This is a genomic window from Dyadobacter arcticus (assembly GCF_011762185.1).
GTDB lineage: Bacteria > Bacteroidota > Bacteroidia > Cytophagales > Spirosomataceae > Dyadobacter > Dyadobacter arcticus.
Map to the genome: position 1 here is coordinate 55,923 of NZ_JAASQJ010000003.1, position 14,995 is coordinate 70,917.

11 protein-coding genes are annotated in these 14,995 nt (G+C 43.7%); 10 read left to right on the forward strand and 1 reads right to left on the reverse strand.

Annotated elements, in window-relative coordinates; genetic code table 11:
* Positions 1-88 precede the first annotated feature (88 nt).
* The 3 genes from FHS68_RS13665 to FHS68_RS13675 all read left to right on the forward strand — a co-directional run bounded on the left by FHS68_RS13665 (position 89) and on the right by FHS68_RS13675 (position 5,276).
* Complete coding sequence (locus FHS68_RS13665) at positions 89-466, forward strand: response regulator (RefSeq protein ID WP_167271028.1); 378 nt, start codon at positions 89-91, stop codon at positions 464-466.
* 81 nt (positions 467-547) lie between these two features.
* Complete coding sequence (treY, locus tag FHS68_RS13670; protein ID WP_167271030.1) at positions 548-4,750, forward strand: malto-oligosyltrehalose synthase; 4,203 nt, start codon at positions 548-550, stop codon at positions 4,748-4,750.
* 52 nt (positions 4,751-4,802) lie between these two features.
* Positions 4,803-5,276: a hypothetical protein gene (locus FHS68_RS13675; protein ID WP_167271032.1), complete on the forward strand. Its 474-nt coding sequence runs from the start codon at positions 4,803-4,805 to the stop codon at positions 5,274-5,276.
* A gap of 60 nt (positions 5,277-5,336) precedes the next feature.
* Here FHS68_RS13675 and FHS68_RS13680 read toward each other — a convergent pair whose 3' ends face one another.
* Positions 5,337-7,193, reverse strand: coding sequence for a YfbK domain-containing protein (locus FHS68_RS13680; protein ID WP_167271034.1), 1,857 nt, complete (start codon positions 7,191-7,193; stop codon positions 5,337-5,339).
* Positions 7,194-7,336: 143 nt separating this feature from the next.
* Between FHS68_RS13680 and FHS68_RS13685 the strand changes: the two genes are divergently transcribed.
* The 7 genes from FHS68_RS13685 (at position 7,337) to FHS68_RS13715 (ending at position 14,992) form a co-directional block, all read left to right on the forward strand.
* Positions 7,337-7,927, forward strand: coding sequence for an RNA polymerase sigma factor (locus tag FHS68_RS13685; RefSeq protein WP_167271036.1), 591 nt, complete (start codon positions 7,337-7,339; stop codon positions 7,925-7,927).
* The gene (locus tag FHS68_RS13690; RefSeq protein ID WP_167271038.1) at positions 7,914-8,966 is read left to right on the forward strand and encodes an energy transducer TonB; all 1,053 of its coding nucleotides are present in this window, start codon (positions 7,914-7,916) and stop codon (positions 8,964-8,966) included. The genes FHS68_RS13685 and FHS68_RS13690 overlap by 14 nt, the downstream gene beginning before the upstream one ends.
* A 337-nt stretch (positions 8,967-9,303) precedes the next feature.
* Complete coding sequence (locus FHS68_RS13695; RefSeq protein WP_167271040.1) at positions 9,304-9,693, forward strand: response regulator transcription factor; 390 nt, start codon at positions 9,304-9,306, stop codon at positions 9,691-9,693.
* A gap of 11 nt (positions 9,694-9,704) precedes the next feature.
* Positions 9,705-10,919 carry a sugar transferase gene (locus tag FHS68_RS13700; protein WP_167271042.1) on the forward strand — a complete coding sequence of 405 codons (1,215 nt, stop codon included), beginning with the start codon at positions 9,705-9,707 and terminating at the stop codon, positions 10,917-10,919.
* A 49-nt stretch (positions 10,920-10,968) separates the two neighbouring features.
* Entirely contained in the window at positions 10,969-11,637 is a 669-nt protein-coding gene (locus FHS68_RS13705) for a TolC family protein (protein ID WP_167271043.1), read from the forward strand.
* Complete coding sequence (locus tag FHS68_RS13710) at positions 11,634-13,820, forward strand: GumC family protein (protein WP_167271045.1); 2,187 nt, start codon at positions 11,634-11,636, stop codon at positions 13,818-13,820. Before FHS68_RS13705 ends, FHS68_RS13710 begins: the two co-directional genes overlap by 4 nt.
* Positions 13,817-14,992, forward strand: coding sequence for a glycosyltransferase (locus FHS68_RS13715; protein ID WP_167271047.1), 1,176 nt, complete (start codon positions 13,817-13,819; stop codon positions 14,990-14,992). Before FHS68_RS13710 ends, FHS68_RS13715 begins: the two co-directional genes overlap by 4 nt.
* Positions 14,993-14,995: the final 3 nt, after the last annotated feature.

Genomic DNA, 14,995 nt, shown 5'->3' on the forward strand with positions numbered 1-14,995 from the left:
AATGTATAGCAAAAAATTGTTTTTATACATTTAATGGCGAAGTCGTTTCTCAAATAGCTTTACTAAATAACTCATCGTTCCCTCCTTCATGGAATTCATAATTATTGATGATAGTGTGTTCGACTTGTTTACACAGGAAAAACTGCTTCTTAAAAGCGGTTTGGCTACCCGTGTCCTCACCTTTGGGTCGGCGGAACAAGCATTGGACTATTTGAATCTGCTGGATGGTACGATCCGTAAAACAATCATCTTGCTGGACCTGCAAATGCCAGGATTAAATGGCTTCGAGTTTACGGAACAATTCGCCTTGCTATCCGAAAACATGAGAAGCAACATTTATCTCTTCATGATTTCCTCCACCGTGGATCCCTCAGACATTGCTGAGGCAGAATCGAACCAGTACATTATCAAATTGCTTGCCAAACCGCTTGATATTCAGGAGTTAACGAACTATTTGAATCAATAAAGCGCTCATAGTCGCCGCGATCTCCTTTTCGATGCTGGCATAATATTTAGAGCGCAGGAAATTGTATCATTCAATTTCTATATGAGTAATCCAGTTTCTACCTATCGCCTGCAATTCAGTCAAGCCTTTTCTTTCAAAGATTTCGAGAAATTAATACCCTACTATCAAAAGCTAGGTATTGGAACAATATATGCTTCACCCATTTTGGCGTCTGTGCCCGGCAGCACGCATGGCTATGACGGTGTTAATCCAGGGTTGATAGATCCGGAGCTAGGGACGCTGGAAGATCTCAAACGCATTCACGGGAAATTGAAACAGTCCGAGATTGGCTGGTTACAGGATATCGTGCCCAATCACATGGCATTTCATTCTGAAAATCCATGGCTTATGGATGTGCTCGAAAAGGGAACACAGTCTGTTTACGCCGCTTATTTCGACATCGCCTGGAACAGCCGATTATTTCACGGCAAAATAATGGTACCGTTTCTTGCGCACAGCCTCGATGAAGTAATCGAAAATGGTGCATTGAAATTGGCATACAAGGAGAACCGCTTCGTGATGGAATATGAAGGGTCGGTTTATCCTTTGAATTTGCGGTCATACCTTACCTTATTGTCCGATAACCCTGAAAATCAATCCCAATCGATTCATCAGCTGATATCACAATTAAGGGATATTCACGAGGTTGAAGATTCGAGGGTTTTTTCGGAAAGATGGAATGAGTTTTTGCTGCAATTGACTTCACTGAGCAAAAATGAACAAATTGGACAATTCCTTGAAGAGACATTGGATCGATTTAACGCCGATGAATCAATGCTCAGAAAAGTGGTTGACGAGCAGACCTACGTACTTTGTCACTGGCAGCGCACCGAGGGAAAGATCAATTTTAGAAGGTTTTTCACGGTAAATGGGCTGATCTGCCTCAATATGCAGGACGATCAGGTATTCGAGGAATACCACTTTTTAATTAAGAGTTTAATAGAGGATGGCGTTTTCCAGGGACTGCGCATTGACCATATTGATGGACTTTTTGATCCATCGGCATACCTGCAAAAGCTGCGTAATCTCGCAGGGAATGAGACTTACATTGTCGCAGAGAAAATTTTAGAAAAGAATGAAAATTTGCCGGTTGATTGGCCCATTGAGGGAACAACGGGATACGAATTCCTGGCAATAGTCAATAATCTGTTTACGAATAAAGCCGCCGAGCCGATTTTCAGCGAATATTATGAGGAGTTAACTGGAGACAGAAAGTCCATACACGACCAGTTGATCAGCAAAAAATCGGAGATTCTTTACGATCATATGGCTGGCGAACTGGACAACTTGTATCAGTTATTTATAGAACTAAGACTGGCAGATCCTGAATTTACAAGCCAGCTTGATTTAAAAAAAGCAATTGGTGAGTTTCTGATCCATTGCCCTGTATACCGTTACTATGGTAATTCAATGCCATTATCCGAGTCGGAAGCTCCGGCGCTGAAAACCATTTTCGAGAAAATCCGGCATTACCATCCCGATATCTCCGCGGAGGCAGATTTACTTGAAAAGTGCTTGCTGAGTACAGAAGCCGAAGATACCGATTACCAAAGCCGGGTGCTGGAATTCTACCAGCGCTGCATGCAGTTTACCGGGCCGATCATGGCAAAAGGAGGGGAGGATACTCTTATGTATACCAATAACCGGTTTATCGGGCACAATGATGTGGGAGACTTCCCGGATCGTTTTGGGATCACCAGTAAAGATTTTCACAAATTCATGCAGAAAAGGCAAAAAGACTGGCCGCTCTGCCTGAATGCGACTTCAACCCATGATACCAAACGGGGAGAAGATGTGCGCGCCCGACTAAATGCGCTGACAGATCTGGGCGAAACCTGGATTGAAAAAGTGAAGGAGTGGAAAGAATTGAATGCAAACTCCATCAACAATGACGCGCCGGATGAAAACGATCAATATTTAATTTACCAGACACTGGTTGGCGCTTACCCTATGCAGGGAGAAGATGAGGATGATTTTTCGAAACGGTTATTCGAATATCTGCAAAAAGCGCTTCGCGAAGCCAAGACAAAAACATCCTGGTCGGAACCTGATGAAGCTTATGAGCAGAAAGTCACTGATTTTGCTGGAAAACTACTGGATCAGAAAAGCCCTTTTTTCAAAAGCTTTCAGTCTTTTCAATCGGAAATTGTCGATTTTGGAATTATTAACTCCCTATCGCAGCTTACTCTCAAATTCACCTGTCCGGGCATTCCGGATGTGTACCAGGGTTGCGAATTCTGGGATTTCAGCCTCGTCGACCCTGATAACCGTCGACCCGTTGACTATGGGAAAAGGCAGCAGGCTTTAAAAGATTTTGAAGATTACGAACCTGAGCGGTTGCTCGAAAAGCTTTGGAAGGGACGAAAGAATGGACATGTAAAACTTTGGCTTACCAGGGTTTTATTTCAATTGAGAAAAAGTAATCCGGTCCTTTTTTCCAAGGGCGATTACATTCCGTTGAAAACCAGAGGGGAATATAAGGATCACCTTATTGCATTCGCCCGGAAACTGAAAAGGGATTTTTATGTCGTGGTCATTCCGCTCCATACGTCAGTGCTTTGCAAGCAACAGGGAAAAACCTTTTTTGAATTGGATTGGGCCGATACCACAGTCGTTTTGCCGGATAATCTGTCCCCGGAATTTAAATCTGTCATTACGGATCAGGTAAACGAATTTCAGAGTAAACTTCTTCCAAAAGAGATTTTCTCAGATCTGCCGCTCGCTATCTTTAAAGGTTCCAAAGCTGATAACGAGCGCAAAGCTGGCGTTTTATTACACATTACCTCCCTCGCTTCTCCTTATGGAATAGGGGATATGGGACCTGAGGCTTTTGTTTTCGCTGACTTTTTGGAAAGAGGAAGTCAAAAATTCTGGCAGATATTACCGCTCAATCCGACCGAGGAAGCGCAATCCAACTCGCCGTATAGCGCATTGTCGAGCAGGGCGGGTAATCCTTCACTGATCAGTCCGGACTTACTTGCCAGCGACGGATTGCTTTCGCCGGAATTGCTAGGCAACTATCATGAGGAGCCAACTGCTCAGATTGATTTTACAAAAGCTGAAAAGATCAAATCTGAGTTGCTGGAAGAGGCTTATAAAAATCGCTCGGCAGATCCGGACGATGAAAATGCATTCAAAGCTTTCTGCGATGAGAATGCAGAATGGTTAGGTGACTTCTCATTATATATAGTCTTGAAAAAACGGCATGATGGAAATCCGTGGTACGAATGGCCCGATCAGTTTAAGTTGCGTGACGTTCAAGCTTTGAAAGAAACAACCGAGTCGGAATCTGAATCCATTCAATATGTTCAATGGCAGCAATATATTTTTGACAAACAATGGAAAAATTTGAAAAGCTATTGCAATGCGCTTGACATTAAGCTTTTAGGGGACATTCCCTTTTACATCAGTTATGATTCGGCTGATGTCTGGGCTAATCGCGAATTATTTTGTGTGGATGAAACGGGCAAAATCACTGGTATTGCAGGAGTTCCGCCAGACTCCTTTTCAGATGATGGCCAGCTTTGGGGAATGCCCGTATTTAATTGGGAGGCATTGAAAGCACAAGGTTACCAATGGTGGATAGACCGTCTCGCGAAAAACATTGAGCTTTTTGATCTGGTCAGACTCGATCATTTCCGGGCTTTTGCAGATTATTGGGAAGTGCCGGGTGGAGAAACGACGGCTGTAAACGGAGCGTGGAAATTGGGTCCGGGCGAAGACTTTTTCAAAAAAATAGAGTTGGCATTGGGGCATCTACCCTTTATCGCTGAGGATTTGGGAGAGATTAGTCCCGAAGTTTATAAGCTGCGCGACAGGTTTGCATTGCCAGGCATGAAAGTGCTGCAATTTGCATTCGACGAAAACATGCCGCAATCCGATCATATCCCGCACAATTATTCTGCAAACTTCATTGCCTATACCGGCACGCATGATAACAACACGGTGAAAGGCTGGTTTCGGGAAACGGCAAGCGACGGCGTGAAAAGCCAGTTTGAAAATTATATTGGAAAGCGTGTTCAAGAAGACGATGTACATATTGAAATGGCCAGACTGGTATACGGTTCCATTGCTAAAACAGCAATACTTCCTATGCAGGATATCCTTAACCTGGACGAAACCGCGAAAATGAACCTGCCCGGCTCAAATGATAACAATTGGGCGTGGCGTCTCCTGCCAGGACAGGTTAGCAAAGAAAATCAGCAATTTTTGGCCGATCTGGCAGTTTTATATAACCGGGATTAGCAGAGCCGGGTCATACGCAGCTTATATTTGCAGGGTACTAAAATCGAATCGTATGTTCAAAAAAACAATAAATTTTTGCCTTTTGCTGCTTCTCGCAACCGGTTTTTTGCAGGCATGCAGCCAGTCTGCAAAAAACCCAAAGGAAGCGTCGGAGCATCTCACGGCGTCACCCAAATGGATGATTGATGAGATCACGGTTAATGATGTAGTTACTTTCAAAGACGGCCAAATGACCCAGCAATTTGGTGGGATTGTTTTTGAGCGATACATGGAAACGGTGATGATCAATAAGGACGGCACATTTTCAGGTAATTTCAAAGGGGAAGCAAAGCCATTTGTTATGAAATGGACGGCGACGAATCAGGAAATCAAGGTCGGGTTGCCTGATGCAGCCCCACAAACCAGTAGCTGGATCATCCTGCCCAAGGATGTCACCAACAAATCGTTCATCATGAAAGTCAAAAGCTCCGCATACGATTACCCCCGGATGACTTCAATTGCGTTGAAGTTTAAGGCTGGCGGGTGAAATTAATAATAAACTTTCCCTCTAATTTTTGAAAATGTGTAGAGGGAAAGCTTTATCAAGTTATTCTTTCCTTGCAGTCTCCTTCCTGCCGTCCAATGCCTGCGTCGTCTTCACAAGGCGCACAAATTCAGACCGATACCCCTCGTCATCTTTGCCAAAAGCCGCTTTCGCCTGGGAAATTACGTGGTGGTAAGAGGAAGTGCCTTTATATTCAGAATTGCGAAGCAGTAATCCGAATTCAGCAACTGCACTGGCAAATTGCAGATCTTGAGAGCAAGCTGAAAATGCCTTGGACACATTCTTAACGGGCAGATCAAATAATACACTTTTCTCATTGTCCGGATTTTTGTAGCGGACCTTTACAGTTAACATTTCGTCTGTTTTGCCAATTTCCGAAGCATCCGTTTTTTGATATTTCAATGCATCTGTCTGAGATAGAAAGCTGCTTTTAATGCCGACGGGAATAATCTCATAAATAGCAGTAACCGAATGTCCCGAGCCCATATCACCGGCATCTTTCTTGTCGTCATGAAATTCTTCATTTTTTAAAGCCCGATTTTCATAACCAATTAATCGGTAGGCCTGTACGTGGGCCGGATTAAACTCGATCTGGATCTTTACATCCTTGGCAATGGTAAATAAAGTCCCGCCAAATTCCTGCACAAAAACCTTTCTGGCTTCCTGAATATTGTCAATATAAGCATAGTTTCCATTGCCTTTGTCCGCCAGCGTTTCGATGTGACTGTCTTTGTAATTACCCATTCCAAAGCCGACAACACTCAGGAAGGTCCCGCCTTTTCTTTTTTCCTCAATTAATCTCAGAAGTTCACCTTCACTGGATATGCCTACATTGAAATCCCCATCGGTTGCCAGAATAATACGGTTGTTACCTTTTGGAAGAAAGTTTTCTTTGGCAAGTTTGTAAGCCATTTCTATTCCCTCTCCACCCGCCGTCGAACCACCGGCTTCCAGGTTATCCAATGCCTCTTTGATCTTCATTTTCTCATTTCCAGGAGTAGGTTCGAGTACCACGCCGGCCGCACCTGCATAGGCAACTATGGAAATCTTATCCTCCGTCCGAAGCTGGTCCACCAACAACTTAAATGCCTGTTTGAGCAGGGGAAGTTTATTTTCATCCATCATTGAGCCAGATACATCAACCAGAAATACAAGGTTGGAGGCGGGAAGGTTTTCCGCAGAAACTGTTTTGCCCTGCAAGCCGATATGTAGCAGCTTCAATCCATCATTCCAGGGTGAATTTGTAAATTCTGCGTGAATGGAAATCGGATGGGTACCAGTTGGTTGCGGATAATCATAATCAAAATAATTGATCATTTCTTCAATTCTAACCGCATCGACAGGTGGCATCTGGCCGGCATTCAGAAAACGACGTACATTGCTATACGCTGCCCGGTCAACATCTACTGAAAATGTGGTAACCGGATCGTGTCCAGTGAATTGAAAGCCGTTTTCATTAATCGGATTGTAATTTTCAGTGTTTGGGCGGGCGCGACTTACGTTTCCTTGTAAGACCGAGGAAGGTGCCGCAGCCATTTTTGAAAAAGAATGTAAAACCAGACTTTCGCTCTGCTGATCCCGTGCGACCGGTTCTTCCGTTGGAATCGCTTGCCCTGCCATCAGGGTTACGGACATTGTAGATGCGGAGGTAAGCTTTACTTCATTGGTAATAAACCCAGCGTGCGTGAATACCAGCATTTTGGAATAAACGGGCACAGCAATTGAGAATTTTCCAGCAGAGTCGGTTTTTGCCTTTGCCTTACCTCCGCGCACGGAGACAATGACATCTGAGATAGGTAACTGGTGTACATCCTGAACGGTACCAGTGATAACTCGTTCGGGTACAAGGGCAAATGCGCTGAAAAACAGGGCGAGGAGAATCACAATCTTTCCTTTCATAGTCAATCAAGTTTTTGTTTTATTGACTTGATGCAGGTTACACGGGAATTCCATAAAGTTTTGTAAAAAAATTTATGGAATTTTGATAAAACCGCATCTAATGTGTAATTGGCTGACGGGATCTTGTCTTTAAGCATTTGCATGTGAAGTTTTTAAAAATATTTCCGGTTAAAACCAAAGACACTTCTTCCGAAGGTCAGCAACTGGCATTATACCGCAAAACAGGTGATATTAATCTGCTGGGAACACTTTATGAACCTTATATGGAGATGGTGTATGCGATTTGCTATAAGTTTTTGAAGAAAGAAGACGAGAGCAAGGATGCCGTAATGCAGATTTTCGAGAAACTTGTCTCGGACCTGAAAAGACATGAGGTTGAAAACTTTAAAAGCTGGCTGCATAGCGTTGCCCGGAGCCATTGTCTGATGCAAATCAGGTCTCGGCATGTGTTTATTGTGAATGAAGAAATTCCGGAAACATACGGAAGCACTGAATTTCAAAATGAAGAATGGGAGCACTCCATCAATTTGAATAGCCAATTGGACTCATTGGAAAAGTGTTTGGAAATACTGGTCTTAGAGCAAAGAGTGACTGTTGAGCTGTTTTATAAGCAGGAGAAATGTTACAAAGAAATTTCCGGACAGACCGGATTCGATTTAAATAAAGTGAAAAGCTATATTCAGAACGGAAAGCGGAACCTGAAAATTTGCATGGATAAAAATGGTAGTATCTGATTCAAATTCACCCATCGGCTTCAATGATTTTCACCGCTATAAAAGCGGTGAAATGTCTCATGCCGAACAACATAAGCTCGAAAAGCGGATGCTGGAAGATCCAATGGTCGCAGAGGCTTACGAGGGATTTCTACTGATGGGGGCGGACGCATCCAAGTCTGGGGAGATCCGGCTGGATTTAACTGCCGGATTGAAAAACGCAATGGGGAACAAACGTAAAAACATGATCCCGCTGTGGGCTTATGCTACCGCTGCGTCCGTGATCATTAGCCTTGGCGCGTATTGGCTGGTTTTTATTTCAAACAGGGGTGAATCTAATAAGCGTATGGTTGCCGTCGAATTCCAGAAAGAATCAGCTAAGATCGGCCCGAAAGAAGAAATTGGATCAGTGAATGTGCCAAAAACGGCGCCGACAAAGATTGAAGCCCTTCCTCAGAAAACGGTGCCCGCACCTATACCTTCAAGCTCACCGGCTCCGGCTGCAGAGGAAAGCGATCCTAACCAATTGGAAACATTAGCGGCGGCAGATCAGGCAGAAGAGCAGCTTGCAGTCTCCGAGCCGATACCCACGGTGGGCGATCCCACGGCGGGCGATCCCGCGGAGGGCGATCCCACGGCGGGCGCACCTGTTGCACCCGCCTCCGCTGCTCCTGCCGTGTCGCAGCAATTCGCAAAAAAGGCTGCCAGCCCACTGCACGCTAATGCCATCAGTGCAAACCAGGTTAATGCCAAGCTCGCGGCTCGGGGAAACACGATCGCTACCGATTCGCTGCCTGCTCCCCGCATCGGATGGAGCGCTTATCAGACTTACCTTCATATAAGTACTTTCCTGGAACAGAGAAACGAAGATCTTACGGTTTCTTTCCTTGTCAATACCGATGGTTCGTTGACGAATTTGACGGCGGTTGGCCCCAAAGACCTTCGTCGTGAGGCTATCAGGATAGTACAGGAAGGCCCTGCCTGGCAGCCTTTACTTCGCAATGGTAAAACCATTAACGCCCGCAGCCAGGTTCGACTGCACTTCCATTCTGCCCAATAATTTTCCCCCAAAGTAACAACCAACAATTTGTAGAACTAATTTTAAAAATTTAATGGTTTTAGGTAGCATATTTTTTGTATTATAGTTTCTAGTCCGTAATTTTACTCATTACATACAACTACTCACTTCCACATTCATGCAAATCTCGAGCTCTTTCAATGAGATTTAATGTGCTCACACAATGCGTTAGGCCAGTTTTTGCGTCATTCGACCAGTCGTCGATAAATAAATACCGCATATTTCAAGATCAAATTTTGTTATGGCAAGTATTATTACTAATTCTACCAAATAATTGTAATAGAATTAGATGTTAAGACCAGATTTTTTTACTCAACCCATGGATAATAGAAAAACGCTCTTGATTATAGACGATGAACCGAGCATTACAAAAATTCTGGAACATTTTCTTAAGAAAGATTTTAATGTGATTATTAAAAATGATGGCTCTGAAGGAATGCTTTGGCTTGAACAAGGCCAACAAGTAGATCTTATTATTGCCGATTTGCATATGCCAAACCTGAATGGTAAGGACTTTTTGAAAGTCGCAAAGGCAAGCAATCTTTATTCCGAAATACCGATCATCATCTTGTCCGGTTCCGACGAAAGCAGCGAACGCATTCAATGCTTGAATCTTGGCGCCGACGATTTTATGGTCAAGCCATTTAACCCGATGGAAGTACATGCGAAGATCAACGCGATCCTTCGCAGAAGCAAAAGATTCTCCTAATCAGTAATACCATGGAATTGACAGTAAACCCTCCAACACCGGTTGTTGAGGTAAAGCCCTACATAGTACAATTCAGGATCATTTACCTGAACGCCGACTTCGAACATTACATCAATTTTTCTGAAAAATTTGCCGAATCGCTGCAAGTAGAGTATTTCGGCACCAAAGAGGGTGTTCTCGAAGCGTTACAGGAGAATTATCCTGCGGATGTGATCGTTGCGCACGCAGGAAGCGGTGGGCTGGAATTGCTGGATATTATCCGCAGCAGCTCAGGATTTGGTAATATTCCTTTCGTATTAATGGTCGACCGGCTTAGCCAGGAAGCGATAGACACAGCGCGTGCCAAACATGCTGACGATGTTTTTTCGGTCCGTTTCGATGAGGGTGACCTTTTAACCAGAATAAAATACTTCAAAAAACGGCAATGGTACGTTGCCAATAAGGCTTCAAAAATTATCGGCTCACAAGGCAACCGCACGCCATTTTGGAAACGGGCAATTGATGTACTTACCACAGGAACTGCCGTGCTGCTATTGCTTCCGGTATTTCTGCTGATAGCGCTTCTCATCCGCCTCGATTCAAAAGGCCCTGTCTTTTACCGTTCCAAGCGGGTTGGCAGCGGTTATAAAATTTTTGACTTGTATAAATTTCGCACGATGCGTACGGATGCGGATCAGCTGATCCGAAAAATGGCTGCGCTGAGCATGTACAACAAGTCGACGGAACCGGTCCAGCAAATTGAGAATAACGGGTTATGCGAGGAATGTCAGGCAGGGGGTAAATGTAAAAGTCTGCTATTTCACGACGGTAAAGAGATTTGCGAGAAGCTTTATCATTTTCAGAAAGAGCAGAAAGCGGCTTTTATGAAATTTCAGAATGATCCCCGGATCACTCGTTTTGGCCAGTTTCTGAGAAATTCAAGTCTTGACGAGTTGCCGCAGCTCATTAATATTTTGAAAGGAGATATGTCATTGGTTGGAAACCGTCCGTTGCCACTTTACGAGGCGGAAAAAATGACTACGGATGATAAAATCTTTCGTTTTGCCGGCCCGGCAGGACTCACAGGTTTGTGGCAGGTTACTAAAAGAGGGAAAGGGAAAGCGGATATGTCCGAGGAGGAGAGGACCCAGCTTGATATTACTTATGCCAAAGAGTTTTCTTTCAAAATGGATATGCAGATCATACTTAAAACATTCCCTGCACTTCTTCAATCAGAAAACGTATAAAAGTAATTTTTCCAGCACTTAATTTTCTTAAACCACACAACCCGTTTAGATGAGATATATCTACGCACTGTTTCTCTTCACACTCTCTTTTTCTCCCCTCAAAGCCCAGGACATTCTCGCCCAGGAAATTTCTTACCCTTACCTCGACAAATTAATCGAGGTTGCTAAGAAGAATTATCCAAGATTGAAATTGTATGAGTCCAGAGTCGAAGCTGGCAGTTATGCAGAGAAAAAAGCAAGGCTTTCCTACTTCGAGATTTTGTCTTTCTCCTATTTATATAGTCCCGACAGGCTTGCAAGCAGCATTAATCCCAATTTTCTGAACGGATACCAGTTTGGGTTCTTCGTCAACATTGGCTCTCTCCTTCAAAAACCTTCTCTGATCAAACAGGCTAAAAGCGAACTTAAAGCGCTTGAATATGATCGTGACAGCTATCAGCTATCATTGGAAGCGGATGTTAAGCGGAGGTATTTTTCCTATGTCCAGTTCAAAATGCTTCTCACTGTAAAGGCAAATGCATTGCAGGATGTGTCCGAAGTGGCCGAAGAGCTGAAAGTAAAATTTGAGAAAGGTGAAAGTTCTTTTGAAGAATATAGCAGGGCGCAGGTTGTTATTTCCGACAGGTTGCAAAGCAAAATAGCCGCAGAGGCAGATGTGCTGATTTCGAAAGCCACCTTAGAAGAATTATTAGGCCAAAAACTCGAAGACATCCAATGACAGAACTTTCCCAATTCCTCAGAATATTATACCGAAATAAGTTCATCCTGATATTTGTGCCCCTCATAACAGTAGTGGCCGCTTATTTTTTGGTTAAAGTGCTTCCTGATCAGTACAAATCACACGGCAGCATTGCCACCGGGCTGGTGGATAAAACCGAGCAGGGCTTAATGAGCAGCGGTACTGAACAGGATTTCGAAATATCCCGGAAGTTTGACAACATTATTCAAATGATGTCCCTCAAAAAGGTATTGGATCAGGTTTCCTATCAGCTGCTTCTACACGATTTGAGGGAAACCGAGAAAAATGATTTCGCAAAACCGTCCAAATTATTGGGCGAAATGAGCCAGCAGGAGCGCTCTCAGGCGCTTACATTGATCACAAAGAAATACAAAGCCCAGGAAGAATTGCTTCCCGATAAGCCTTTTGAAAAAAAGCTTCAAAATGTATTGTCTGACATGGAGTTTGATGCCGAAAGCATTCAAAAAAAACTCACTGTTTTTAGAATGGCAAACAGTGATTACGTAAACATTGAATTCGAGGCCAAGAATCCGATGATGACCGCATTCGTGATCAATACGCTGACCAATGAATTTATTAATATGTATGCAGCACGGCTGGCGACGAACTACAACCGGACCATTAATTTTCTGGCAGATTTCCTGGAACAAAAGAAGGTAGCATTGCGCGTGCAGATGAATGGCTTGCGAGATTTTAAAATCCGTAATCGCGTACTTAACCTCGACGAACAGGCGAAAAGTCTTTACGGGCAAATGGCTGAATTCGAGTTGAGGCGGGAAGTCGCTAAAAAGGATGTTATCGCATATGGCGTTGCCATAAAAAACATCGATAACAGGTTTAGTAGCAATGATCGTAAGTATTTTGAAAGTGCCGTATCTACCATCAATCAGAACATTGTAGCTACGAAAACAATCCTGCGGTCGGCGAATGAAGCTTATGTGAAAAGCAATTTCGACCCAAAATATAAGACAACGCTCGACTCTGCCCAGGCAAAACTTTCGGCCCAGATCAACGAATCGACTGACCGCTATCTGTACAGCCCATTGACCCTTAAACAAAACCTGGTCACCGAAAAGCTGACAATGGAAGTCGCAAGAGATCTAGCAGAGAACAGTTTGTCCACCATCGAAACGGAATTGGGACGGTTAAATGTAAAATTTGACGGACTCGTGCCCAATGAGGCTAAAGTGCAGGAATTTGAAACGGCGATTGACATTGCGGGGAGAGAATATATGGAGGCCTTGCAAAAATATAATGATGCGAGATTGCTTTCCAGTTTTCCCGCTAAACTTAAAGTTGCAGAAAAGGCATTGCCTGGAACGATACAGCCTTCCAAAAAGATTGTTCTAATTATACTCTCAGGGATTATCAGCCTTGCATTCTGCCTGTTCGTACTATTTATCTTGTACTTTTTCGACAATTCCATCCGGTATCCGCAGCAGCTCGCCAATGCCACGGACCGTCCAGTACTTGGCTTTGTTAATCAGGTCAGCGGTGGTTTCAACCTCAGCCAGTTACAAAACGAAAGCTCGCAGGAACGGAAAGTGGAGCTTTTCAGAAACCTGATCCGATCAATACGGTTTGAGCTGGACAACGAGTATCCCGATCCCAAAATCATTTCGGTTACCAGTCTGGCCGAAGGAAACGGGAAAACGCTGCTGACAATCAGTCTTGCGTGGGCTTACTCAAAAATCAACAAACGCGTCCTGATTATTGACGGGAATTTCAGCGATTCCGACATTACCAAACTCAACACCGGGGCGAAGTATGTGGAAGATTATTTCGAAAATGGCTCTACCGTTCCGTTGGAAAATCAAAGAGGTTCAATCTGCCTGCTGGGCAATAAGGGTGGCGACGTTTCCCTGTACGAACTGACAGGCGAAACCCAGATTCGGGAAGCATTTAATTCATTGAAAACCAAATTTGATGTAATCCTGATCGAGGCTGATTCGCTGGTATCTATGAATAAAGCAAAGGAATGGATCACATTCTCTGATACCGTCGTCTCTGTTTTTGAAAGCGGCAGGACCATTTCTTACGCTGACAGGTCAAAAATAGAATATCTGAAAAACCTCAATGGGAAAATGGCTGGATGGGTACTTACCGGCGCACAGGATGTTTTGAATCAGACAGGCAAAGTTTCTAAACATGTAACTGAATGAAAATCATTTGGTTTTTATGGTGGCTGGTCCAATGGGCAATCGGATTTTATCTGATTTTCCCCATCCTGCTTTTGTTGATCAACCTATTTGTGCCTAAAAAAGGCAAGCGGATCGTTTTGCCTGGAAAGTCGCCTGAGGCCGATTATGCGCTGATCGTAGCTACTTATGAGCAGGTGCAACAGCTCCCGGATGTGATTGCGTCTATTTTGAAACTTGATTATTCTAATTATCTCATCTACATCGTTGCTGATAACTGCGACACGTCTGGCCTTCATTTTTCCGACGAGCGGGTCATTCTCTTAAAGCCGGAGAAGATCCTTGCCAGCAATACCCGGTCGCATTTTTTTGCCATCAAAAATTTTAAAAGACAACACGAGCGACTGGCGATTATTGATAGTGACAATCTGGTAGATAGCAGGTTCCTGAATGAGCTGAATGTACTTTTCGATCAAGGATATGAGGCGGTTCAGGGTGTTAGAAAAGCAAAAAACCTGGATTCTGTTTATGCGTGTCTGGATGCCGCGAGGGACATTTACTATCATTATTACGATGGTCATATGTTGTTTGAAGCCGGGTCGTCCGCCACATTATCCGGTTCGGGGATGGCTTTTACCGTTTCGCTTTACAATGAGGCATTGGGTGGTTCGGATATCACAGGAGCAGGATTTGACAAAATTCTGCAAAATGCTATAGTGAGCAGGAAAAAACGAATAGCATTTACCGGGCACGCAGTTGTTTATGACGAGAAAACCTCTGAATCTGAGCAGCTTGTAAAACAACGTTCGCGATGGATCAATACCTGGTTTAAATACTTCAAATTCGGGTTTTCACTGATTTTTAATGGCGTGCGGAATTTAAACTGGAACCAGTTTTTGTTTGGATTTGTGCTATTGAGGCCGCCACTTTTTATTTTTCTGATCGTCTCTGTTTTATTGATGGTTTTAAATCTTTGGATTGCGCCAATAGTGAGTTTGTTTTGGCTGATAGGGCTCAGCCTTTTTGTAGCCGGATTTATAATTCCGCTTTTCAATGCTTCTACCGACCGCCGGATCATCAATTCGCTAACTTCGATACCTGTATTCATGTATTACCAGGTAATTTCTTTGCTTAAAGCGAAAAAGGCGAACAAAATATCAGTCGCGACCAAACACAATTACCGAAAGGCCCCATAAAAC

Excerpts from the sequence above, each read along its gene's own strand:
- FHS68_RS13695 (WP_167271040.1), top strand. The coding sequence starts at position 9,304 with ATGGATAATAGAAAAACGCTCTTGATTATAGACGATGAACCGAGCATT.
- FHS68_RS13710 (WP_167271045.1), top strand. The coding sequence starts at position 11,634 with ATGACAGAACTTTCCCAATTCCTCAGAATATTATACCGAAATAAGTTC.
- FHS68_RS13675 (WP_167271032.1), top strand. The coding sequence starts at position 4,803 with ATGTTCAAAAAAACAATAAATTTTTGCCTTTTGCTGCTTCTCGCAACC.
- treY (WP_167271030.1), top strand. The coding sequence starts at position 548 with ATGAGTAATCCAGTTTCTACCTATCGCCTGCAATTCAGTCAAGCCTTT.
- FHS68_RS13665 (WP_167271028.1), top strand. The coding sequence starts at position 89 with ATGGAATTCATAATTATTGATGATAGTGTGTTCGACTTGTTTACACAG.
- FHS68_RS13680 (WP_167271034.1), bottom strand. The coding sequence starts at position 7,193 with ATGAAAGGAAAGATTGTGATTCTCCTCGCCCTGTTTTTCAGCGCATTT.
- FHS68_RS13700 (WP_167271042.1), top strand. The coding sequence starts at position 9,705 with ATGGAATTGACAGTAAACCCTCCAACACCGGTTGTTGAGGTAAAGCCC.
- FHS68_RS13705 (WP_167271043.1), top strand. The coding sequence starts at position 10,969 with ATGAGATATATCTACGCACTGTTTCTCTTCACACTCTCTTTTTCTCCC.
- FHS68_RS13715 (WP_167271047.1), top strand. The coding sequence starts at position 13,817 with ATGAAAATCATTTGGTTTTTATGGTGGCTGGTCCAATGGGCAATCGGA.
- FHS68_RS13690 (WP_167271038.1), top strand. The coding sequence starts at position 7,914 with ATGGTAGTATCTGATTCAAATTCACCCATCGGCTTCAATGATTTTCAC.